General features: G+C 65.4%; 20 protein-coding genes and 1 tRNA gene. 12 read left to right on the top strand and 9 right to left on the bottom strand.

Annotation, left to right across the window (positions count from 1 at the left end; genetic code table 11):
- Window positions 1–82: 82 nt before the first annotated feature.
- The 3 genes from ABEA50_RS02540 (at window position 83) to ABEA50_RS02530 (ending at window position 2,752) form a co-directional block, all read left to right on the top strand.
- Window positions 83–577, top strand: coding sequence for a MogA/MoaB family molybdenum cofactor biosynthesis protein (locus tag ABEA50_RS02540; protein WP_345494621.1), 495 nt, complete (start codon window positions 83–85; stop codon window positions 575–577).
- 764 nt (window positions 578–1,341) lie between these two features.
- Window positions 1,342–2,016 carry an MspA family porin gene (locus tag ABEA50_RS02535; RefSeq protein WP_345493351.1) on the top strand — a complete coding sequence of 225 codons (675 nt, stop codon included), beginning with the start codon at window positions 1,342–1,344 and terminating at the stop codon, window positions 2,014–2,016.
- 64 nt (window positions 2,017–2,080) lie between these two features.
- Complete coding sequence (locus ABEA50_RS02530; protein ID WP_345493350.1) at window positions 2,081–2,752, top strand: MspA family porin; 672 nt, start codon at window positions 2,081–2,083, stop codon at window positions 2,750–2,752.
- A gap of 177 nt (window positions 2,753–2,929) precedes the next feature.
- On the opposite strand, the gene ABEA50_RS02525 is transcribed toward ABEA50_RS02530, so the two are convergent.
- The 3 genes from ABEA50_RS02525 to ABEA50_RS02515 all read right to left on the bottom strand — a co-directional run bounded on the left by ABEA50_RS02525 (window position 2,930) and on the right by ABEA50_RS02515 (window position 4,704).
- Window positions 2,930–3,598 (bottom strand): SAF domain-containing protein, encoded by a 669-nt coding sequence (locus tag ABEA50_RS02525; RefSeq protein WP_345493349.1) that lies wholly within the window; start codon window positions 3,596–3,598, stop codon window positions 2,930–2,932.
- A gap of 97 nt (window positions 3,599–3,695) precedes the next feature.
- Window positions 3,696–4,046: an FmdB family zinc ribbon protein gene (locus ABEA50_RS02520; protein WP_345493348.1), complete on the bottom strand. Its 351-nt coding sequence runs from the start codon at window positions 4,044–4,046 to the stop codon at window positions 3,696–3,698.
- Window positions 4,047–4,116: 70 nt separating this feature from the next.
- Window positions 4,117–4,704, bottom strand: a complete 588-nt coding sequence (locus tag ABEA50_RS02515) for a 5-formyltetrahydrofolate cyclo-ligase (protein WP_345493347.1) — start codon at window positions 4,702–4,704, stop codon at window positions 4,117–4,119.
- Between the two features lie 81 nt (window positions 4,705–4,785).
- On the opposite strand from ABEA50_RS02515, the gene ABEA50_RS02510 reads away from it, so the two are divergent.
- The 5 genes from ABEA50_RS02510 to ABEA50_RS02490 all read left to right on the top strand — a co-directional run bounded on the left by ABEA50_RS02510 (window position 4,786) and on the right by ABEA50_RS02490 (window position 9,445).
- Complete coding sequence (locus ABEA50_RS02510; RefSeq protein WP_345493346.1) at window positions 4,786–5,742, top strand: UTP--glucose-1-phosphate uridylyltransferase; 957 nt, start codon at window positions 4,786–4,788, stop codon at window positions 5,740–5,742.
- A gap of 159 nt (window positions 5,743–5,901) precedes the next feature.
- Window positions 5,902–7,161 carry a molybdotransferase-like divisome protein Glp gene (gene glp, locus ABEA50_RS02505; protein ID WP_345493345.1) on the top strand — a complete coding sequence of 420 codons (1,260 nt, stop codon included), beginning with the start codon at window positions 5,902–5,904 and terminating at the stop codon, window positions 7,159–7,161.
- A gap of 22 nt (window positions 7,162–7,183) precedes the next feature.
- The gene (locus ABEA50_RS02500; RefSeq protein ID WP_345493344.1) at window positions 7,184–7,834 is read left to right on the top strand and encodes a GNAT family N-acetyltransferase; all 651 of its coding nucleotides are present in this window, start codon (window positions 7,184–7,186) and stop codon (window positions 7,832–7,834) included.
- 269 nt (window positions 7,835–8,103) lie between these two features.
- A complete protein-coding gene (sepX, locus tag ABEA50_RS02495) occupies window positions 8,104–9,273 on the top strand; it encodes a divisome protein SepX/GlpR (RefSeq protein WP_345493343.1) in 1,170 nt (389 codons plus the stop codon).
- A gap of 99 nt (window positions 9,274–9,372) precedes the next feature.
- A tRNA-Ala gene (locus tag ABEA50_RS02490) sits at window positions 9,373–9,445 on the top strand.
- A gap of 417 nt (window positions 9,446–9,862) precedes the next feature.
- On the opposite strand, the gene ABEA50_RS02485 is transcribed toward ABEA50_RS02490, so the two are convergent.
- Window positions 9,863–11,122, bottom strand: a complete 1,260-nt coding sequence (locus ABEA50_RS02485; RefSeq protein ID WP_345493342.1) for an MFS transporter — start codon at window positions 11,120–11,122, stop codon at window positions 9,863–9,865.
- 176 nt (window positions 11,123–11,298) lie between these two features.
- Here ABEA50_RS02485 and ABEA50_RS02480 point away from each other — a divergent pair, with 176 nt between their 5' ends.
- Window positions 11,299–11,850 carry a helix-turn-helix domain-containing protein gene (locus ABEA50_RS02480; RefSeq protein WP_345493341.1) on the top strand — a complete coding sequence of 184 codons (552 nt, stop codon included), beginning with the start codon at window positions 11,299–11,301 and terminating at the stop codon, window positions 11,848–11,850.
- Between the two features lie 244 nt (window positions 11,851–12,094).
- Here ABEA50_RS02480 and ABEA50_RS02475 read toward each other — a convergent pair whose 3' ends face one another.
- From ABEA50_RS02475 to ABEA50_RS02465, 3 genes are all read right to left on the bottom strand, one after another.
- On the bottom strand, window positions 12,095–12,727 hold the full coding sequence (locus ABEA50_RS02475; RefSeq protein ID WP_345493339.1) for a hypothetical protein: 633 nt from the start codon (window positions 12,725–12,727) through the stop codon (window positions 12,095–12,097).
- A 39-nt stretch (window positions 12,728–12,766) separates the two neighbouring features.
- The gene (locus ABEA50_RS02470; RefSeq protein ID WP_345493338.1) at window positions 12,767–12,922 is read right to left on the bottom strand and encodes a hypothetical protein; all 156 of its coding nucleotides are present in this window, start codon (window positions 12,920–12,922) and stop codon (window positions 12,767–12,769) included.
- Between the two features lie 91 nt (window positions 12,923–13,013).
- Window positions 13,014–14,420 (bottom strand): MFS transporter, encoded by a 1,407-nt coding sequence (locus ABEA50_RS02465; RefSeq protein ID WP_345493337.1) that lies wholly within the window; start codon window positions 14,418–14,420, stop codon window positions 13,014–13,016.
- A gap of 98 nt (window positions 14,421–14,518) precedes the next feature.
- On the opposite strand from ABEA50_RS02465, the gene ABEA50_RS02460 reads away from it, so the two are divergent.
- The 3 genes from ABEA50_RS02460 (at window position 14,519) to ABEA50_RS02450 (ending at window position 17,858) form a co-directional block, all read left to right on the top strand.
- Window positions 14,519–15,541, top strand: coding sequence for an Lrp/AsnC family transcriptional regulator (locus ABEA50_RS02460; RefSeq protein ID WP_345493336.1), 1,023 nt, complete (start codon window positions 14,519–14,521; stop codon window positions 15,539–15,541).
- Between the two features lie 453 nt (window positions 15,542–15,994).
- Window positions 15,995–16,756 (top strand): bestrophin-like domain, encoded by a 762-nt coding sequence (locus ABEA50_RS02455; RefSeq protein ID WP_345493335.1) that lies wholly within the window; start codon window positions 15,995–15,997, stop codon window positions 16,754–16,756.
- A 37-nt stretch (window positions 16,757–16,793) separates the two neighbouring features.
- Window positions 16,794–17,858: a hypothetical protein gene (locus ABEA50_RS02450; protein WP_345493334.1), complete on the top strand. Its 1,065-nt coding sequence runs from the start codon at window positions 16,794–16,796 to the stop codon at window positions 17,856–17,858.
- Here ABEA50_RS02450 and ABEA50_RS02445 read toward each other — a convergent pair.
- Window positions 17,800–18,894, bottom strand: a complete 1,095-nt coding sequence (locus tag ABEA50_RS02445) for a hypothetical protein (protein ID WP_345493332.1) — start codon at window positions 18,892–18,894, stop codon at window positions 17,800–17,802. The two genes, ABEA50_RS02450 and ABEA50_RS02445, sit on opposite strands and share 59 nt — an antisense overlap.
- 2 nt (window positions 18,895–18,896) lie before the next feature.
- On the bottom strand, window positions 18,897–20,849 hold the full coding sequence (locus ABEA50_RS02440) for a hypothetical protein (RefSeq protein ID WP_345493330.1): 1,953 nt from the start codon (window positions 20,847–20,849) through the stop codon (window positions 18,897–18,899).
- Window positions 20,850–20,857 lie beyond the last annotated feature (8 nt).

Here is a 20,857-nt window from a genome sequence, read left to right as displayed (position 1 = left end):
GCTGTTGCCGGGAGGCATGAGCGCGGACGGGTCATCCGGAGCCGACGCCGACCTCTTCGGCCTAGGCGCTACGGTGAGCACCATGGAAATCGATGCTCCTGTGGCGGGGCGCGCACTGGTCGTTGTCGTCGACGATCGAACGGCGCACGGCGGTATTGACTCGCTCGGCCCGTTGGTCACCGAGTTGCTCACCGAGGCAGGTTTTCTCGTTGACGCGTCGGTGTCGGTGCAGGCCGACGAGGTCGCGATTCGCAACGCCCTCAACACCGCGGTGATCGGTGGCGTCGACCTGGTCATCTCGGTCGGCGGTACGGGAATGTCGCCGCGCGATGTGACCCCGGAGGCGACGTCGCCGGTGCTCGATCGCGAACTGCCGGGAATCAGTGAGGCATTGCGCTCTTCCGGGCGGGTGGCCGGTTCGCTCGACGCGGTGCTCTCGCGTGGTGTCGCCGGCGTTTCCGGCAGCACATTGGTGGTCAATCTGCCTGGCAGCCGCGCGGCCGTGCGGGACGGCATGGCGACATTGGGGCCGCTGGCGAGCCGGGTGATCGGCGAGCTGTCCGGGTTGGACGAATAATTTCCGATTCCCGTCCGGTGGGCCGGGCCTCCGACGATTCCGACGCCGACGACCCTCGCTCCGCGATCCGCAGAGCGAGGGAATCGGCGCGTCTGGCAAGGATTTTCGGGGAGGCCCTGCCCGAGACGACGCGCGATGAGCGCGTGCACGATCCCGAGGACCAGGGGTCCTCGGAGGCATGGCTGCGGTCGCAGGTCCCGCCGCATCACGGCTGAGTCGCGCCACAGCGCATTCGAGTTCCGCCGCAGTACCTGAGTAGACACCCGGTTTGAGCACAATGCTACGTAGCAGCTACGTAGCATTGCTCCCGAATTGTCGTAATTCACCTGTAATTTGCCAAATAAACACTCGTGATTACGTGTTTGTTTTACGGCAGGTCTCCGTATTCGAAAGTAAGCGCCCGCGCGCCCGGGGACGCTGGGCGTCAGGATCCGTCGGCATCCATGCACGTCACGGCATGTGGACATTCGACCAACTGTGACTTACAGCACTGTGAACTTTATGAAAACCGGATTTACCGAGCCATTACTCCCGTTTATTCTTCGCCACGAGCCACCGAAAAACTGGTCCTCACCGGCCCTGAGTGACAACTGCCCTTCGAGCGGTGGAGCACGGCTCTGCTTCCGCCCGTTTGTCTGTTTGTCGCGAATCGATAACCGTCGGTTACGCAGCGGCAACAAAGGAGAGACACACTGAGCTGGGCCTGAGAGGACCACTGTCCAACCTCGATGGTCGAGGTTGACTGCTTGATGATGAGGGGAAGTATGAGCGAGAACCGCATCGCCGGTCTGCGCCGAATCGCCCGGTTGGCGGGCGTCGCAGGCGCCGCCACCGTGGCCATTGGCTTGCTATCCACCGGCGCCGCCAACGCAGACACCTTCGTGCCGTTGCCGGACGGCCAGAAGGCTGGACCTGACGTCACGATCTCCCGCACGGGTGAACACGCACTGATTTCCCCGTCGCTCGCCGCCAATGGCGCGGGTCGCGTGGTGTGGGTGTCGGGCAACGCGATCGCCGATGTGGCGGTCACCCCCGAAGGCGAGGCTGGTCCCAACAACGGCGCGGCCAACGCGCCGGGTACCAACAACTCTTCGACGCACGGCGTCTCCGCTCTGAGCACCGGCTACATCGTCGGCTGCCAGGTGAGCATCGCCGACGACGCCATCTCGGCGGGTGTTTCCGGCGGAATCACCCTGGACGGCGGCAACATCGGAGGTTCGATCGGCCTCAACCTCGGCCCCGGTGACGTGAAATTCGTGAGCATCGACTCCAAGGACATCACGAAGCCGGGTGTGTACTCGGTCGAGTATCAGGATGCGGAGATGGAGATCCAGGGCTGCGCGGGCTACGCCCAGGCGCGTGCCTACACCGTGGTCGAGATCATCGGTGACCACTACTCCAAGACCACGCTCTACGGTGCGCCATTCAGCATCGGCTGATCGCGGTCGATTCCCGAAATCCTTGCTCGCCGAAGCGAACTCAGACCTAGAGGTGTAACACAACATGTTCGATCGTAAGTATTTGGCGCGGCTGGCCGGTGTCGGTGCCGCTGCGACCATGGCCATTGGCTTGTTTTCCACCGGTGCGGCGAATGCGGACACCTTCGTTCCGCTGCCCGGTGGCGAGTTGACCAAGACGTTGTCCGACGGAACCGTGGTGACGGTTCGGTTGGTGGGAGAGTCGGCGAACATCAACCCGTCGCTGGGATCCACTCCGGTACACCGGAACGCGTGGGTCTCCGGTAGTGCGCAGGTCGATGTCGCCGGTGCCGAAGGTGGAGCGATCTTCCCCGGCTACACGGTGGGCTGCCAGGTGAACATCGACGGCGGCGGTGTCGAGGGTGGTGTCGACGGCTCGCTGGATTGGAGCGACGGCGAGAACGTCAAGCCGGGTGTCGGTGCCGACAGCGGTGGCAACCTGACCCTCGGTCCCGGCCAGTCCCAGTCGTTCTACGTGCTGGACCTGGAGCAGGCCGACGACTACGGCAACGAGTCGCACAAGAAGCGCAACAAGTTCTCGGGTGAGAGTGGTTCGGTGACCTGGGCGGACGAGACGATCGGACTGAACGGCTGTGGCGGCTACGCCCAGGCGCGCGCGTTCGTGAGCGTCGAGGTGGAGACCGACAACGTGATCACCTGGGTCACGCTGTGGGGTCAGCCGTTCAGCCTCGGCTGATCGGAGATTCCACCGCACAACGGAAATGGGTCCTTCGCTTCGGCGCTGGGCCCATTTTCTGTGTCCGCCTCGACAGGCTCTGTCTCAGTGCAGGATCCGGCCCAGTGGAAGACCTGGTGAAGGACTCGGTCTTATGAAGGCTCGGTCTTATGAAGGCTTGGTCTCAAAGGCCCGGTCTCAGTGGAAGACAACGGTCAGCGCGGTGCGTAGCGACGCTGCCGCGACCGAGGCGGCGTGCCCCGCGTCCATCGCTACCAGTACCACTCGTTCCTGTGCCCTGCCGCCGGTTTCCGCGCCGGAGACGAGGATGACGGCGGCGTCGGTGGCCAAGGTGCGCCCAGGGCGCGACTGGAGGCCCTGCTGCTCCTCGGCGCCGATCACATCGACGCGGTCGCCTTGCCGCAGAATGTCGGCGACCGCGTTGTCAGCGAGCCGAATAGGCACGATTCTCGCGTCCTCGGTGCCCGCGGCCGCCGCGGCAAGGCGCGGGCCGACCACACGGAGATCGGTGAACACCTCACCGGCGCGCATTGCCCCCGCGGCGGTCGCGCCGACGAGTGTCGTCGCATCGGTGAACACATTCGCGGGCAGCGTGGTCGACCCGTGCGGCGTCGACCGCACATCCTCGGCGGTCAGCGGGTGGCCCGGCGCCAGGTCGTGTGCGGCGACCAGCACCGGTGTCTGTGCGGCATCCGGATCGCCGCGCAGCGTGAGCACGGCGGCCACGGCGACCAACGCCCCGGCGAGCACGCGACGTGCCAAAAGATTGTCGGCCCAGGCGGGGCGATTCCATGCGGAGAATCGGAGGCTTGTGCCTCGGCCGAGATCGGCGAATGTTCGGGTCATGGACCGAATATACGAACGCTGGCCGCGCACTAGGCGCGTCGACCTGGCCGAAAAATCCTGCTGTGGATAACGAAAACGGTTGGGGAAAACTATCGAATCAGCTGGCCACAGCGGTGCTTGCGGAGGAAGAGCCGCCGCTCGACGACCCGGAATCCGAACTGCTGCTACTCGAGCTGGATTCGGACTTGGCGGGCGCGCTGTCGGACTTGGCGGCGCCTTCGGACTTCGAGCCGGAGTCGGATTTCGCGGGATCGCTCGCGCTGGAGCCGCCGTTGCGGCTGTCGGTGCGGTAGAAGCCGCTGCCCTTGAAGACGATGCCGACCGAGTTGAACAGTTTGCGCAGCTTCCCGGCGCACTCCGGGCATTCGCTCAGTGAGTCGTCGGTGAAGGACTGAACAATGTCGAAGCGGTTGTCACACTGGGTGCACGCGTACGAATAGGTTGGCACAGTATCCTCCGCAAGGCTTAGTCAAACTGGCACTCTACAGCCGACAGTGCCAACACTACCAATCGGGCGTTCATTCCCTCGGCGTCAGCAAGCGCCGCATCCCGGCACCGGGGGTCAGAGCCCAGCCCATCCGCAGGTCATGTGGCTCGCACGGCAACCGTTCCACCAGTTCGTCGTCGCGAACCACCGCGACCGACCGCGCGTCGGGGCGCATCGCCGCGAGTGTGCGGTCGTAGTACCCCGCGCCACGCCCGAGTCGAACCCCGTATCGGTCCACCGCGAGGGCGGGAACCAGGACCAACCCCGCTCGCGCGATCTGCGCTGGGCCCAGCGCGGACCCCGTCGGCTCCAGCAATCCGAACCGTCCACGCCGCAGGTGGTCGGTCCCGGTGAACTCGGCCCAGTCCAAGGGGCCGGGCGGACCGGTCACCGGCACCAATACCCGCGCGCTCCGGCGAAGAGTGTCCAATAACGCGATCGATCCCGGCTCGTCCGAGGTGGGTACGTATGCGCACACGACCTCGGGAAGCTCGACCTCCTCGACGGCCGCGGCCAGCGCCGCGGCCTCCCGCGCGCGGCGCTGCGGTGTGATCTGCGCTCGTCTGGCGAGAATTTCGGTGCGCCACGCATGCTTGTCGCGCTCGTGGGGCATCTCCATGGCGATCACCATAAGCTCACCGGAATGCCGGACGCTCGTCACGAGCGGTTCGGCGATGCCATGGATGGATAGGGTATGCGTATGACAGCAAAGGCCGGACAGCCCGGTGACGCCACGGTCGCGTCGTGCTTCCGCACGGCCGTGGTGCCTGCGGCCGGGCTCGGAACACGGTTCCTGCCCGCGACCAAGACGGTGCCCAAGGAGCTGCTGCCGGTGGTGGACACACCGGGGATCGAGTTGGTCGCCGCGGAGGCGGCCGAATCCGGTGCCGAACAACTGGTGATCGTCACCTCGCCCGGCAAGGACGGGGTGGTCGCGCACTTCGTCGAGGACTTGGTGCTGGAGGGCACCCTTGCCGAGCGCGGCAAATTCCAGCTCTTGGAGAAGGTCCGCAAGGCGCCTGGACTACTGGATGTCACGTCGGTGGTGCAGGAGGAGCCGCTGGGCCTCGGGCACGCGGTGGCCCAAGCCGAGCAGGCGCTCGGCGACGACGAGGACGCCATCGCGGTGCTGCTGCCTGACGATCTGGTACTGCCGCGCGGCGTGCTCGATGTGATGAGCAGGGTGCGGCGCAAGCGCGGCGGGTCCGTGCTTTGCGCCATCGATGTGCCTAAAGACCTGGTCAGCGCCTACGGCGTCTTCGACGTGGCAACGGTGCCGGATGCGGTGAACCCGAATGTGCTTCGAGTCAACGGCATGGTGGAGAAGCCCGCGCTCGACGAGGCGCCCTCGACCTTCGCGGCCGCGGGACGGTACCTGTTGGACCGGGCCATCTTCGACGCGCTGCGCAGGATCGAGCCGGGTGCCGGTGGTGAATTGCAGCTCACCGACGCGATCGCGCTGCTGATCGCGCAGGGGCATCCGGTTCATGTCGTGGTTCACCGTGGGTCGCGACACGATTTGGGCAACCCCGGCGGCTATCTTCGTGCTGCGGTCGATTTCGCTTTGGAACGTCCCGAATACGGCCCCGCGCTGCGGGAGTGGTTGCAGCATCGGTTGGGTCCCGACTGGGACCCGCAGCTGACGACCTCCGACTGAACAGGTTCGGTCGGGCTTCGCGATAATGAAACCGTCGGGTACGAAGGACGGTTCGCCTCGCGCACACCAATGCCGTTGCGCCGAAGCGACATCGCGCGCGAACACGATCTCGCGACGAGCGAAATCGAGTGGAGTGCGGAGAGAATCAGGAAGGGCTGGATGCGCTCGGTTGAGGATCAGCAGATCAAGGTGACCGCCGCTGCGGTCGCGCCTCGGCCGGTCCGGGTCGCGATCTCCGAGGCGCAGGGACTGCTGTGTGCGGAAGATGTGATCACCGAACGGCCGCTGCCGGGTTTCGACCAGGCGGCGATCGACGGCTATGCGGTGCGCAGTGTCGACGTGGCCTCGGCGGGCACCGATATCCGCAACGAAGACGGTGAACTCGTCGACCTGACGCTGCCCGTGGTCGGTGAGGTGCTCGCGGGATCGCGGCAGCCGACCAGGTTGCAGCCGCGTCAGACCGTGCGCGTCGATACCGGTGCGCCGATGCCGACACTCGCGGATGCCGTACTGCCCCTTGATTTCACCGATGGCGGGCGAGCCAGGATCAAGGTGTACGAGGCAGTCCGGTCCAGCGACTACGTGCGGCACATCGGCGACGACGTGCAACCTGGCGACGTCGCGGTCCGCGCTGGCACGATCATCGGTGCCGCGCAGGTGGGTCTGCTGGCGGCTGTCGGCCACGACAAGGTGCTGGTGCATCCTCGGCCGCGACTTTCGGTGATCTCGGTCGGCGGCGAGTTGATCGATATCGATCGAACGCCGGGTCCCGGCCAGGTCTACGACGTGAATTCCTATGCCCTTGCGGCCGCCGCGCGGGACGCGGGCGCGGATGTGAACCGGGTCGGCATCGTCAGCAATGATCCACGCCGACTGCGCGATGTGGTCGAGGGGCAGTTGGTGCGTTCGGAGGTCGTCGTCGTCGCGGGTGCGGTCGGCGGGTGGGCCTCCGAGCAGGTCCGCGAGGCCCTGGAGGGGCTCGGCGAGCTGGAAATCTCCCGTGTGGCCATGCATCCCGGTTCGGTGCAGGGTTTCGGAAGGCTCGGCCGTGACGAGGTGCCCACCTTTCTGTTGCCGTCGAATCCGGTCGGCGCGCTGGTGGTCTTCGAGGTGATGGTTCGCCCGTTGATCCGCATCGCGCTGGGCCGAAGGCAGCCGATGCGCAGGATCATTCGAGCGCGCACCATCACCCCGATCAGCTCGATGGCGGGCCGCAAGGGATATTTGCGCGCACAACTGATGCGCGACGAGGCGACCGGCGACTACCTTGTACAACCACTCGGTGTCAGTGCCGGTGCGTCTTCCTATCTGCTCGCCACCTTGGCCGAGGCGAACAGCCTGATCGTGACCGACCCCGACGACACCGAGATTCGTACCGGTGACGAGGTTCAGGTCGCGTTCCTCGCGCAGCGTGGGTGAGGCTGAGAAATACGTGGAGTCGATGAATATCTTTCGCGGCGCACAGCATCCGGGCTGGCCCGCGCGTCTCGGGCCGGTGCGCGTCGCCGCGGGCGCGGTGTCGCTGCGGCCGGTGCGGTTGCGTGATGCCTCGGCATGGAGTCGGATTCGGCTGCGGGACAGGGATCACCTCGAGCCGTGGGAGCCGACCGGCCGTGGTTCCTGGGAAGCGCGCAATCACGCGTCGAATTGGCCTTCGTTGTGGTCGAGCCTGAAGGCCGAGGGCCGTAAGGGCGTCATGATCCCGATGGTGATCGAGGTCAACGGGGAATTCGGCGGTCAGTTGACCGTCGGGAACATCGTGCGCGGCGCTCTGCGGTCGGCGTGGATCGGTTATTGGGTGTCGAAGGAACTGGGTGGCGCGGGCGTCGCGACGGCGGCGCTCGCGCTCGGGGTCGACCATTGTTTCGGCCCGGTCGGGTTGCACCGAGTCGAGGCGACGGTGCGCCCGGAAAACCTTGCCAGCCAGGCAGTTCTACGTAATGTCGGCTTTCGGGAAGAGGGCATGCTTCGTCGGTATCTCGACGTGGACGGCGCGTGGCGTGACCATCTTCTCGTCGGGATTACCGTCGATGAAGTGGCGGGAACGGTGCTGGACCGGCTGATTCGTGAGGGGCGCGCGACTAGCAACTGATATCTGCGTGTCGGCGCGGAAAATCGCGGTGGAAATGTGCGAAATGTGACAGGTGTGGCGGATGTTTCGGCGCGCCTGCCGTGTCTTCCCGTGCGGCGGAATTAACCTACGGACGTCGGAGGTGCGTCCCGCACCCTCGGCACGGAGCCTGCGAGGCGGCCGGTTTCGGCATCGAATGTCGGGTCGAACCGGGCGCGCGAGGCGCGGACAACGCACCGCTCGCTGGGCCGAAACGACCAATTCACGCGAGGACGGAGGTGTAGACCGAGATGCCGAATTCCATCTTGTGGATCGGCCTGGTTGTGCTCTGGGTCTTCGTCCTTTTCCCGATACTCGCTGACCGGCACCCACGAATCCGCCGGACCACCGATACCGCACTGGCCACCAGGGTTTTGCATCGCGGTGGCGCCAAGCGTCGCCCGAAAAGTGGTGCGGGACATGAAACCGACCCGAACTGGCGCCCGCGCCGGGTGCAGAGAAAGTATTTCCACAGCGATGATGCGGAGGACCGGATGACGACACCGGCCGACGAGCCCGTCACCGACACCGACGAGCAGACGCACGCGCAGGTGCGGCTGCCCGTCGCGATCGACACCGAAATCGCTGACGCCGAATTGGTCGACGCCGGGGACGCCGACACCGAGGACGGCGTTGCCGAGGCGGTCTCCGAGACCGAGTCGACCGACGAGGGTTTCGCCGAGCGCGACGACGAATTCGCGCAGCGCGGCGACGCCGAGGAAACAACCTTCGACGACGGCGAATTCGCCGAGGATTCGGGCGAGTTCGAGACCGAGGTCGCGGGGAACCACCCCGCGACGATCGATGACGACGAGCGGGTCGAACAGCCCACCGGCTCGAGCTCGGCCTGGATTCCCGCCGCGCGCGACGCGGCGCCCACCTACGAGAGCGCGCAGCCGGAAACCGATTCGCTCGACCCTGATTTCGTGCCGACCCGCCGGGGGCGCGGTGGGTTCGATCCGGAAGCCGACGCCATCGCCCGCGCCGCGCGCTACACCTTCCGGCAGCGCACGGTGCTCGCGCTGGTGCTCGCCGCGGTGCTGTGTGGTGGGCTGGGTATCGCGGTCGCGGCGCAGTTCTGGTTCGCCTCCGGCCTAGCCGTCGTGGCGTTCGTTGGCTATCTCGCCTACCTGCGCAAGCAGGTGCGGATGGAGGAAGACATCCGCCGCCGCAGGGCCGCGCGACTTACCCGAGGTCAGCAGCACCCCGAATATCAGCAACCGCGTCGAGTGGAGTCCGAGGCTGCCCGTCAGGCGGGGATGGACCGCGATACCGCCCGGCGGTTGCGGCGCCGTTCCACCCTGCTCGAGGTCGACGACGAGGACCCGATGTTCGAGAACCTCGACGCCTTCGATCCAGCGGCGGCGCGTGCGTTGCGGACCCGCACCGGAACCGACCTGCGCAGGGCAGCAGGCGCCTGAGTGCGCTTGTTCGGGGTAAAACCGCAGATCAGGCCTACGATTCGGAGTCTGTAGCAATCCTTTGCTAAAGTGACACAGCGCGGTTCTCCGGAGCCGCACGGGGCTATAGCGCAGTTGGTAGCGCGTCTCGTTCGCATCGAGAAGGTCGGGAGTTCGATTCTCCCTAGCTCCACTCATAGATTTGGACCTGCAATGAGGAACCGTTTCGGCTTCGTTGCAGTGCGATACTGAGGCGGCTGGTCGGCGTAAGTTAAGCCCGATCTCCTCCAAGGGCGTCATATCTGGGCTTGGAATTGATTGGGTCAGGAGCCTGATGGTGTTTCGACGGCCAGCAAGGTGGATGAGCCGACGGCCCCGTGGAATTTCAGGACCGAGGTCCGCAGGTGTCGGTCGAACGCCCTGCCCGACCCAGGCAATCTGAGGCCGATCAACAGGACACGGTCGATATCCTCCCCGCGCCATATCGCGCGGGTTGCAGCCAAAGGTGCGGCCGTCTGTGTCGCAACCGACAATTGCGACTGATCCCACTCAGTTCCCCTCCAGGTCAATCCGGTCACATTTGTAGCAGTTGTTTGCTTCGACCCGTCTGTCACACCTTGGACGTAGGTCTGCCAGCGATCCAGCCGCAAATGGCCAGAGGGAACATCAGGACAAGCAGTACCAGCAGCGGGGTGGTCCAGGATCTGCTGACGCTGTGCAGAATTCCGGTGGCGATGGGGCCGATCGCGGCTATCAGATACCCGATGGACTGGGCAACGGTCGATAGGCTTGTGGTGATTGAGGCTGAGGCGGCACGAAGGTTGACCAACGTGAGCGCGAGCGACAATTGCCCGCCTTGCCCAAGGCCCAGCAGGACAGCGAATACCACCGCGCCGCTGGTTCCAACGGTAATCACGCCGAGGAGCCCGACCACCGACAGGCTCACCACGGTGACCGCAAGCACGCTCTGTCGATGCATTCGGCTCGCGATAATCGGTACGGTCAGGGCAGTGATGATGCTTGAGATGCTCAGGGCCGTGAGCACCAAGCCGGCCTGCTCGGCACTGAGCCCGCGGTCGCGGTAGACGGTGGGAAGCCAGGCGATCATGGCGTAAGCCAGCAGCGATTGGAGTCCCATAAAGCCGGTTATCGCCCACGTGATCGATGAGCGCAGCACAATGGGCCGCCACTGCGGCGCAGCATGGGACGCGGCGCCGACGGAGCGATGGAATCGGTGGTGGCGGGCCGCGACGATCCCGATGGCAATCCCAGCCAGGACTGCAGGCGCCGCCCACGCGAGCAACGTCAAACGCCAGCTGTGTATCACCCCCGTGTCAAGTGGCACAGTGGCCCCGGAGGCAATGCCGGCGCTGGCGCTCACGAGTGCGGTCAGCAGTCCGGTCATAATGCCGACACGATGTGGGAACAGCAGCCGAACCAACACTGGCCCGAGCACGTTGGCAACAGCGATCCCGATTCCGGCAAGGAGAGTACCCAGCAGCAGCAGCGGCCATAGTGGTGCGCTGCGCAGCGCGGTCCCCGCCGTGACCAGAATCAAGCATCCGGTCAAAACCACCGGGACAGTCCAACGGGTGATGGCCCTGACCGCCAACGGCCCGAAAAGCCCCAGACACACCACGGGACCCGTAGTCAGTAGCGCGGCGCTTCCCGAGCCGAGACCGTAGGCCCGGCGGATCTCGGCCAGTACCGCCGAGGCACTACCGAAGACCAGCCGCATATTCAGCCCCAACAGGACAACGGCAACAACCGCGAGCCCGGTCCCGACCGCCCGCAATGCACGCAGATCCGCGTTGGTGTCAACTTTCGCTGCCGACGTCGGCTCCGACTGTCGCAATGGGGTATCAGTCATCGCTGGACCTCCTTACTTCCACCGGCCCGAAGGTTTGGCGGCCGAGTGTGCTCACGCTCATCCACACCGGCATGCCCCGGTGACGGCCGCAGTTCACATTCGCGAAAAGTGACCCCTAAGGCAAGATGACTAACCTCACAGGTCTATCGAGAATTTTCCAGGGTAGGGTGCCGTGCGTGCCGGAGACACAAGATGATCACAGCTGGATCGGTCGCCGGATCGCACGACTGCGCCGCGAGCGAGGCTGGACGTTGGCCGCACTGGGTGACAAAGTCGGCCTGTCGAGCACCCAGCTCTCGCGAATCGAGTCGGGAACTCGCCAGGCGTCGGTGGGGACTCTGATCGAGATCGCCCGCGCGTTCGGGGTAAGTTTGAGCGAACTCGTCGCGGACGAGGAGCGAGCATCTCCTTTTCAAGTCTTCCGGCTCGCGGAACGGAAACCACGCAATACAGCCAACGGCATCCTCACGCCGCTGAGCGGAAGGTATCCCGGGCTGGAAGCCGTTCACCTCACGATCCTCGCTTCCGCGGAAGCCCCAACGGCTCAGCACGTTGGCGAGGAATGGCTCTACGTCCTCACCGGGATGGTCCAAGTCGCCATCGGCGCCACCACTCTCACACTGGAACCTGGTGACGCCGTACACTTCCCGTCCCACGCCCCCCATAGTCTCCGCGGCATCGACAACCAACCCGCTGAAGTCTTGCTGATCACAACACGGGCGAATTGAGGCAATTCGAACCATCGGCAGAACGCAGCCATCCGCCGGTCGATTCACGGCGCGTTGCGCCGAAGCGGCCAACCTGCGACATCCGTTCGTCTGTGTCGATAGGTGCTGCGATCATCCGCGTGGTCGTCCGTGGGCATCACGCGTAGGGATGCCCATTTGGTAAGCACGGTGGTGGGATCGACATCAAGGTGTCGGCCGACACGGGCCAGGGACCTTTGAGGCGAACCCACACCGGGCGCCCGGTTCAGCCGAAGGGTGTGACCAGCAACGGAACTCGGCGCAGATCATTGAGGGTGTGGCGGATACCCGCCAGCGCGCTGACCGCACGCATGCAGATCGAATAATCGGGTTCCCCCGGCTCGAGATAGTCGACGTCGAAGGTGCCGGCCGCTCCGACGGCCGCACGCAATTCGTCCGGCATATCGGCCAGGTCCTGCTCGAGATCCAGATCGTCGACATTGATCCAGGCCAGCTCGGCTCTATCGACGCAGTACGTCATGCTCGCATCGGCATTGATCGACAGGTAGCTCGTGGCCGCAGTCCTGCCGTCGGCCGCCAAGTCCGGCGTCTGATCGTGCGTGGTGGCTCCGAAATTGTCATAGACGAATGTCCACTCGCCGACCTGCCCCGCCAGCAAAATCGCGGAGAAGTCCGGCTCGATCCCGACGACCCCCGGCGACAGCCAGGTCAGCTCATCCGGCAGTTCCCATGGGCGAAACAGCCGCGGCTTGGCTCCCAGCGTCGCCAACGCCGCGGCGGGCTCCAGCCCTCGAACCACGTGCACACTGTGATTCGGATCCGCGTCCGCCAGCCCACTGATCCACAGCGGCGTTCCTTCATCATCCAACGTATCCGGCGAAAACCCCGGCACGGCCATGTCGACCTTCTCTCTGAACCGCGAGCGGAAGGCCTCACTCTATTCGTAGTTGCGGGCGGTGCCCGCGTCACCGGTGGTGCCGACGTTCCACCCTGCGTGACCGCGCGAGACGAGGTCCAGTGACCCGAGCCTTCGTCTCAGGTTGAACGGGCTGTTGAAGCTGGTCGTCGCCGTGCTGACCAGGCCGATTGTCAATCAGGATGATTTTGAATAGGGGCTTTTCCTCGGATGTGAATTCGGGGTTCGGGTGAATTCGTTGAAATCATCACGATTTCAATCCTTCCATTCAGACCGCGGCGGATTGTTCGCTCTGTTCGGGCGCGCGGAGGGTGGGCGCACGGTGGAACAGAGTGAACGCGATCAGTCCCAACGCGATGCCCACCGCGGCGGCCACCGTGAATGCCGCGTCGAGTCCGTCGGCGAACCGCGACAGCGTCATCGAGCCTTCGCTACCCGCGACGCTCCGAAAGACGGTGCCGAGCACCGCGACTCCCAATGCGAGTCCGAGCTGTCGCGCGGTGTTCACCGCGCCCGCCGCCGTGCCACCCTGCTGCGGCGACACCGCCGCCATCCCTACCGATACCAGCGCCGGTGCGTTGACGCCGATGCCAGCCCCGATCACCACCAATCCGGGAATCAGCGCCACCCAGGATGATCCGGCATCGACGACGGTGAGCAATCCGGTACCGACCCCCACGGCGGCCAAGCCGACTCCGATTGTCCATCGGGCGCCGACATCGTCCAGCAGGCGTCCGAAGATCCCCGCTACCAGAAAGGCGGTCGCGGACATCGGTAGCAGCGCGAGACCAGCGTGCAACGGTGACAGGTCCAGTTGTTGTTGCAGCCAGAGTGAGATCAGCGGGGTGCTCGCGAACGCCGCGAAGGTCTGGCCGAACGCGCTGAGCAAGGTGGCGCAGAAATCGCGGTTGTGTAGCAGTGTCAGCGGGAACATCGGTGTGGCACAGCGGGATTCGATCCACCCGAACGCCGCGATCGAGGTGGCGCCGAGGATCAGTGCCACCACCGCGAGCCCTTCGAACCAGCCCTGCTCACCGCCGCGGATCACACCGTAGGTCAGCGCCGTGGCCGCGATGGCGAAAGCCAGCATGCCTGGAACATCGACGGCGCGATCGGCTCGCCGTTGTGAGGGTGCGAACACAACGACGGTCAACCCGATGGTCAGCAGTGCTATCGGCAGATTGACCAGGAAGATCCATCGCCACGACAGCGCTTCGGTGAGCACGCCGCCGAGCACGACCCCGACGCCCGCGGCCGCACCGGAGACCGCACCCCATACGCCGAAGGCGACGCCGCGCGCCCGACCGGTGTAGGTCGCGTGCAGCAACGACAAGGTGGTCGCGAACATGGCCGCGCCGCCGATGCCTTGCACGGCGCGTGCCGCGATCAGTACCGCGGCGGATTCGGCGAGTCCGCAGGCGAGCGACGCGAGGGTGAACACCGCCAGCCCGACGAGATACACCCGCTTCGCCCCGAGCCGATCGGCGAGCGAGCCGAGGACCAGCAGGAGTGCGGCCAGTGCGAGGGCGTAACCGTCGACGACCCATTGCAGTCCCGATAGTCCGGTATGTAGGTCGGCGGCGATGTCGGGGAGCGCGACGTTCACGATCGTGACGTCGATGAGCAGCATGAACGTGCCGAGACACGCGGCGAACAGGGGGAGCCATTTCCTCATCAAGTGCCTCCTGGGCGGGTTCGAACGAGATGACGCCCAGCGTGCGGCACGTGACGATATCCACCTAGCCACAACCAGTTTTGCGCTAGATTCCTCCTGTGTCAGGCGCGAGTAGTCATGACTCCTCCGAGTTGGGGGTGTTGGACAAGCAGATTCTGCACGCGCTGGTGAATGACGCCAGAATCCCGTTCACCAAGCTCGGCGGTGTACTCGGAGTCTCCGAACAGACCGTGGCGCGTCGATATCGGGCACTTCGCGAGCGGGGCATCATGCACGTGTCGGGGCAGGTGAACGCGGTGCCGCTCGGGCACGCACGGTGGATTCTGCGGATCAAATCGACCCCGGACAGGGCCTTGCGCCTGGCCGAATCCCTGTCCAGGTTCCCGGATCTGAGCTGGGTCACCCTGCTGTCCACCGGGTCCGAAGTGACCTGCGTGAGTCGGCCGCGTTCGATCGAACGGCGCGATGCGCTGCTGTTGCACACCTTGCCGAGGGCCAGCCAGGTGGTCGACGTGACCGCGCACGAGGTGATGCGGCACTTCATGGCCGACGAGGAATGGCCGCGCTATCGCAGGCTGTTCACCGCCGACCAACTCCGCGCGCTCGGTCCACCGTTGAACCGGCAGGAGGTGGCCGGGCCGGAGGTGCAGGTGGACCTGTCCGGCGAGGACGAGGCGATGCTGGCCGCGCTCGGACGCGACGGGCGCGCGCCGTACGCGCAGATCGCGAATGAAATCGGCAGTACCGCAACGAAGGTCGCTCGCCGCATGGCCGAGTTGGTGCGGGCGGGTGTGTTGTATTTCGATCTGGACTTCGCGACCGAGCGCATGGGCTATGGCGTGCGGGGCGCCCTGTGGTTGCAGGTGCGGCCTTCGGATCTGGACGCGGTCGGTCGTGGGATGGCGACCCACCCCGAGATCGCTTTCGTGGCGGCGACAACGGGGCCGACCAATGTGATGGCGTCGATCATCTGCCGTGACATCACCGACCTGTATCGGTATGTCACCGAGAGTCTCGGCGCGTTCGACGGGATCACCGGTCTCGAGGTGACACCGTCGTTACGGGTACTCAAACAGGCGCAGACGTTGCTGGATAGCGCTCGGGTTTCGCCGGTGCGGTGAATTCGGCTGCGGCCTGCTCGCCCGTGGACCGGCCCACGAATTCGGTGACTTGTTTTCGGCGTGTCCGCGGCTGACCGGTGTCACACTGTGCGTACCGAACCAATCTTGTTGGCGCAGTGTCGGGTCGGTGTCCGATCGTACGAAATGGGGAGCGTGATCGTATGTCGCAACGTTCTTTCCGGTTCGCCTGTCGAGGCGGGGGTGTCCTGCTAGCGGTGCTTGGGCGGTAGTCGCCCGCGCTCTTTCGCCGCTGTCATCGAATTCGGGTCCGTGATCCGAGGTCGAGTCATGCCACACGTCGTCCCCGATATCTGAGAACGGGGCTTCGGCGCCTGCCGCTGTCTACCCGTCGGCGGATTCTCACCGCCGCGTGATCGCTGTTATCTGTTGTCCGGCAACACAAGTCGCGATCATGTGCGTCGAAGACGGCTTGTTCGAGAACTGGAGCATCACATGATTGCGCAAGTACCCCTGCTCGTTCTGTTCGCGGCCGTCGCGGTGTCGGCCCTGGTGCTGACAAATCGGCTGCGCCCCAAGGCCGCACGCGGGAGCGAGGAAGAACACGACGACGGGATCGCGCTCGACATCATCAATACGTTCTTCGCCGCGGTGGTCGCGTTGGTGGTGGTGATCGGCTGGCAGAACTACGACAACGCACGCGCCCACACCGTGGACGAATCCAAAGCGCTGACCGAAGTGTATTCGGCCGCCGACCAATTGCCCGACGGGCAGCGCGATCAACTGCAGGGGCTCGTGCGCGAGTACACCGCGCGGGTGGTTGACGACGACTGGCCGGCGATGGCCGAGAAGCGTCGGCTGAGTGACGCGACGCAACAGACGTTCGACGAGTTGCGTACCGCGGCCTTCGCGCTGCCCGACATCGCGGACGACGACGCGCGCGCCAACGTGCTGACCGGGGTCGACGGCGTCGAGAAGGCCCGCTACGACCGCGCGCTGGATGCGGACCTGTCGATGCCGGGGTTCCTCTACGCCGCACTGTGGCTCGGGACCGCGCTGCTGTTGCTCGGCATGGTGCTCGTGGGCAGCGGCAAACCCGTCACCCGGCGCCGGATGTTCGTGACGGCGGTGCTCGGTGTGGTGGTGGGTTGGGTGATTCTGGCGATCTACAACCTCGACCGGCCGTTCGCCGGCGGCAGCGTGGTACCGGCGGACGCCTTCGAACTCGCGTTGACCCAGTTCCAGCACCGTGGGTGACCAGGGCTCGAGCACGAGACAGGCAGGGTGTGCGCAGATGGGATTACCGACCCGGTTCACGCGAATACGCAGGGCCGCAGCGGGAGTCGCGCTCCTTCCGGTCGCCGCGGCCGCGTTGGCCGCGCCCGGGGCCTCGGCGGATCCGTTGCCGTCGATCGGCGATCTCTTCTCCGGCAGTGCGGCAGGTGAGGCGCCACCGCCTATCGGCGCGGAGCCAAGTCTTCCTGAACTGGCGTTGACTCCGCCTCCCACATTCGTTATGCCGTCGGCTGGAAGCTCTGTGCCGCAGCAGGATTCGATCGAAGAAGTGGAAAGTAACCCACTGAGTCTCGGCCCGGCGGACGGTGCGCAGGACACCACGCCGGTGAGCTCGAGCGACGATCTCGGCCTCGATTCGGGCAGCGTTCTGACCGCGTGCGTGGGTAGTGCCGCGACGGGCAGCGGGTTGCTGGCCACCGGATCGGCCACCGGCAGTGTGGGAGTGGGTGGTTCAAGCGGTAGCGCTGGATTGGGTAGCGCGGGAGTGGGTAGCGCGGGTGGTGCCGCGGCGGGCAGTGCGTTGCTGGCTACCGGATCGGTCACCGGCAGCGCGGCTGTCGGTAGTGCGGGCGTGGGTAGTGCGGCGGTGGGGAATGCGGGTACAGGTAGTGCGGCAGTCGGCAGTGCTGGGTTGGGGAGTGCGGGTATCGGCAGTGCGGTATCGGGTAGTGCGGCGACGGGGAGCGCGGCGGTGGGCAGCGCCGCCACCGGCAGCGGCGTGCTGACCTGCCTACTCTTGCTGCCAAACGTGACGCCCCCGAATCCCTTTCTACCCCTGCGATTCCCGCCGCCACCAGGACCTCCGTCACCGGCGCAGCCGCCGCCCGGGCCGATTCCCGCACCGCCGCCCGCCGCGCCAGCGCCCGCACCACCGCCGCCCGAGGCGCGAACTCCGACCGTCACCGCGCCACTGCGGGTATATCAACGATCGTTGGCGGCGCCGGAGAGTCGTCGGGTGGCATGGAACCTGCTGCAACTGATCACCGTGATGGTGATAGCTGTGCTCACGACGGCACGTGGACGAATTTCACGCCGCCGCGGTCGTTCCTCGGCGCGGCGCTGAGGACCCCGGTGGCGTTCCACACGGGTGTGCCGTAGACACCGAACTTGTCGACGCCGCGGGTGGGTGCGAAGCCGATACCGAATCCGCCCCAATGCCATTGTGCGCCTGCGGATTCGGCGGCGAGCGTGAGCGTGTCGACCGCGTCGGTGCCGCCATGGTGTCGAGTGGCGAGTTCGGTGATCGAGTCGGGAAAATTTTCCTGCCCGCGCGCGCCGACATAGAGCGCGAAGGAGGCAGGAGCGCTGCCGCGCCGTGCGCAGCACACGAACAGCGTGTGCCGGTGCAGCGTGGCGGTATCGACACCGCACCGGTCGAGCTCGGCCAGTACCTCCCATGCGGCGTCGCCGAAATGGCGGACCAGTTTCATCGGCGCGGCGGGATCGTTGTGTCGCACACGCAGATAGACCTTGTGCGTCAATTCGCCGCGAGCGTCGAGTTCTAGTGCCGCACCGAGCGGTCTGATCATTGTCTCGTTGTCGGGGACACCACCGAGCGGAGCGAAAGACGGCCATGCCGCTCGCACCCGATCGGTTGCTCCTGGATCGATGAACAGCCCGTATACCTTGAGCCGCGCGAGGTGGCCCGGGTCGAGCGCATGGTGCACAATGCCGAGGCATGCGGCGGAGCGGTGTCGCGCGGCGAGTTTCGTCGGGTCGGGCAGTAGTGTCGCGACGAACGACGACAACATCTCGGCGGCGCCGGTGGGGTCGACCCGCTCGGGTAACCATGCGGTCAGATCCCGGATCGCCGCGTGATATTCGGCGAACCGGACGCTCGAATCCAACTCCTGCGTGCCGGCTTCGGTGGCGTAGCGCACCGCAGGAGTGAACTGACCCGAACCACCGGACACGCTGGCCTCCAGCGGGATTCCGGACACCGTGAGCGCACTGGCCGGACGCCCGTCTTTCGCCCGCGCGGCCAATTGCCCACCGCAGGCACGGTCGAGCACGGCGCGAGCCCGAGTCGAATCCGCCCCCGGCATCATCCGCTCGGACAGGTCGGCCAGGAACAGCCCGGCAGCGTCGATCGGTCGCATCGTCAGACTTCGGTGGGTGGCACTTCGGCCGACGTGGGTGTGGCGAGGGTGGGCGCCGGCGTCGCTTCGATCGAGGAAATATGCGGGCCCACCGAATCCAGGGTGGTGGCCAGTTCGGGGTCGGAGGGTTGGCGGTAACCGACGAATGTGCCGTCACCGCGAACATCGTCGAAAGCGATGCGAGGACCGGGGTCTGGCGCGCCGCTCGCGGTCGTTTGCTCGTCCGCGTCCGAGGCGACCGTGTCCCCGGTCGGGCTATCGAGATCGGTCGTGGGCCAGGTGGTGCCGGGGTCTGGCGCGCCGGGGCTGCCCGCGAACGCGGCGCCAGGGTCGCCGACATCGCTCGGTTGCGCGGTCACCGCTTCGGTGGCGATGTTCGGCATCGTGTAACCGGTGCCGTTGGGCGGCGGCGCATCGATACCGGGGTCGGCGGGGTAACCCGAGAACTGCCCTGGGAATCCTGCCTGCTCAGCGGTGCCGGGTGTCTGTCGCAGCAGTTGCTCCAGCAGTTGCGCCTGTCGCTGTTGCACGGTGCTGTCGCCGGGTTGCTGCTGTCCCACTTGCGGGATCTGCGGTAGGGCTCCGGGCGGGAACGGCAGCGTCGTGCCGTCGACGCCGTCGACTGGCTGCTGTGGGTTCCAGTCGTTGTACCAATCGTTTTCGGAAGGTCCGATGGGCACGTCGGACGCGTCGGCTACATCGTCCTCCGGTTGGACGCCGTCGGTGTCGGCTGGCTCCGATTCGTCTGTGTCGAGGCTCACCCCTGTCGGGTCGTCCGAACCGAGCAGCGACTCCAGGGCATTCGGGTCCGGCGCAGCCTCCGGTAGCGGGGCGGCTATGGTCTCCGGCGCCGGACTCGGTGACGGTGCCGGACTATTGCTGGGGCCAGGATCGCCCGTCGGGCCCGGGTCTCCCTGTGGTCCTTTGTCGCCGGTGTCGCCCTTGTCGCCCGTATTTCCCCCGGATTCGGTGTCGTCTCCCGGCTTGTCATCGATGTCCTTCGCCTTGGCCTGGAACTCGGAAGTCGCCGTGGCGTATGCCTTCTCCCATTTCTCGGAGTGCACCCGGATCTCTTTGACGTAGTACTTCATTTCCGCCGCAGCGGTCAGGTGATAAAAACCGTCTTTCCCTTTTTTATAGATCGTTTCCGTAGGCAGTCCGTCGGCCGGGGAACCTGGACTGTAGATGATCTTGTCGTCGTTCTGGGATGCGCCCTCGAATTCGACCGAGAGTTTGTGCTCGAGGTCTGTGGCGATTGTTTTCAGCGCACCGAAGGTGTCGTGGTTGAGTATCTCTGAATCTTTGGTGTCGAACTTGACATCAGTGTGGTCGTTCTCGTATTTCGACTCTCGCTCGGTCAGCCTTTTTTGCAGGTTGCCGTGTCCTTCACGCGTGTCCGACCAGCCTGCTACGTCTTTGACCTCGTCGCCCTCCATGATGCTCGCGAGAGGGGGCGCCTCCTTCGGTGTCCGTGCACCCAATGTGTCCATGCCCCACTGCATGACGAACTGGGTGTCGTCGACAAGCGCCTTCAGGCTCGGGCTGTACCCTTTCGGAAGTGGCAGCTCCACATTGTAGAAATGTTTTTTGCCGTCGGACTCGAATCCGGACCCATCCTGAAATTTGGGCTCTTTATTCTGGTCTGCTTGGTAGTCATCGAGTTCTCCGCTGCCAAGAGCTTTGACGATGTCCGCGTATTTCGGATCTTTGGCGAGATCGCCGGACTCGTCGGCGAGGTGTTCGGCCCAATTGAAATCATAACCGAGAGAGTCATCGCTGCTCAGCTGCTTGTAGGCATCCTTGAAATCTGCCGTATTCAACGACTCCAGTGCGTTGAGCGCGGATTTGGCGTCGCCGCCTTCGAAGTACTCTTGTGGCCCCCAACCGAAGCCTGGCTCAGCGTGCCCGTCTTTCTTGACCTGCTCGACGGCGGCAGTTACCTCTTCCGAACCCATCAGGCTCT

Origin of the sequence: Nocardia callitridis, assembly GCF_039543305.1 — a bacterium.
GTDB lineage: Bacteria > Actinomycetota > Actinomycetes > Mycobacteriales > Mycobacteriaceae > Nocardia > Nocardia callitridis.
Note: the sequence above shows the minus strand (reverse complement) of the source record. Positions and strands in the feature narration are given on the sequence as shown.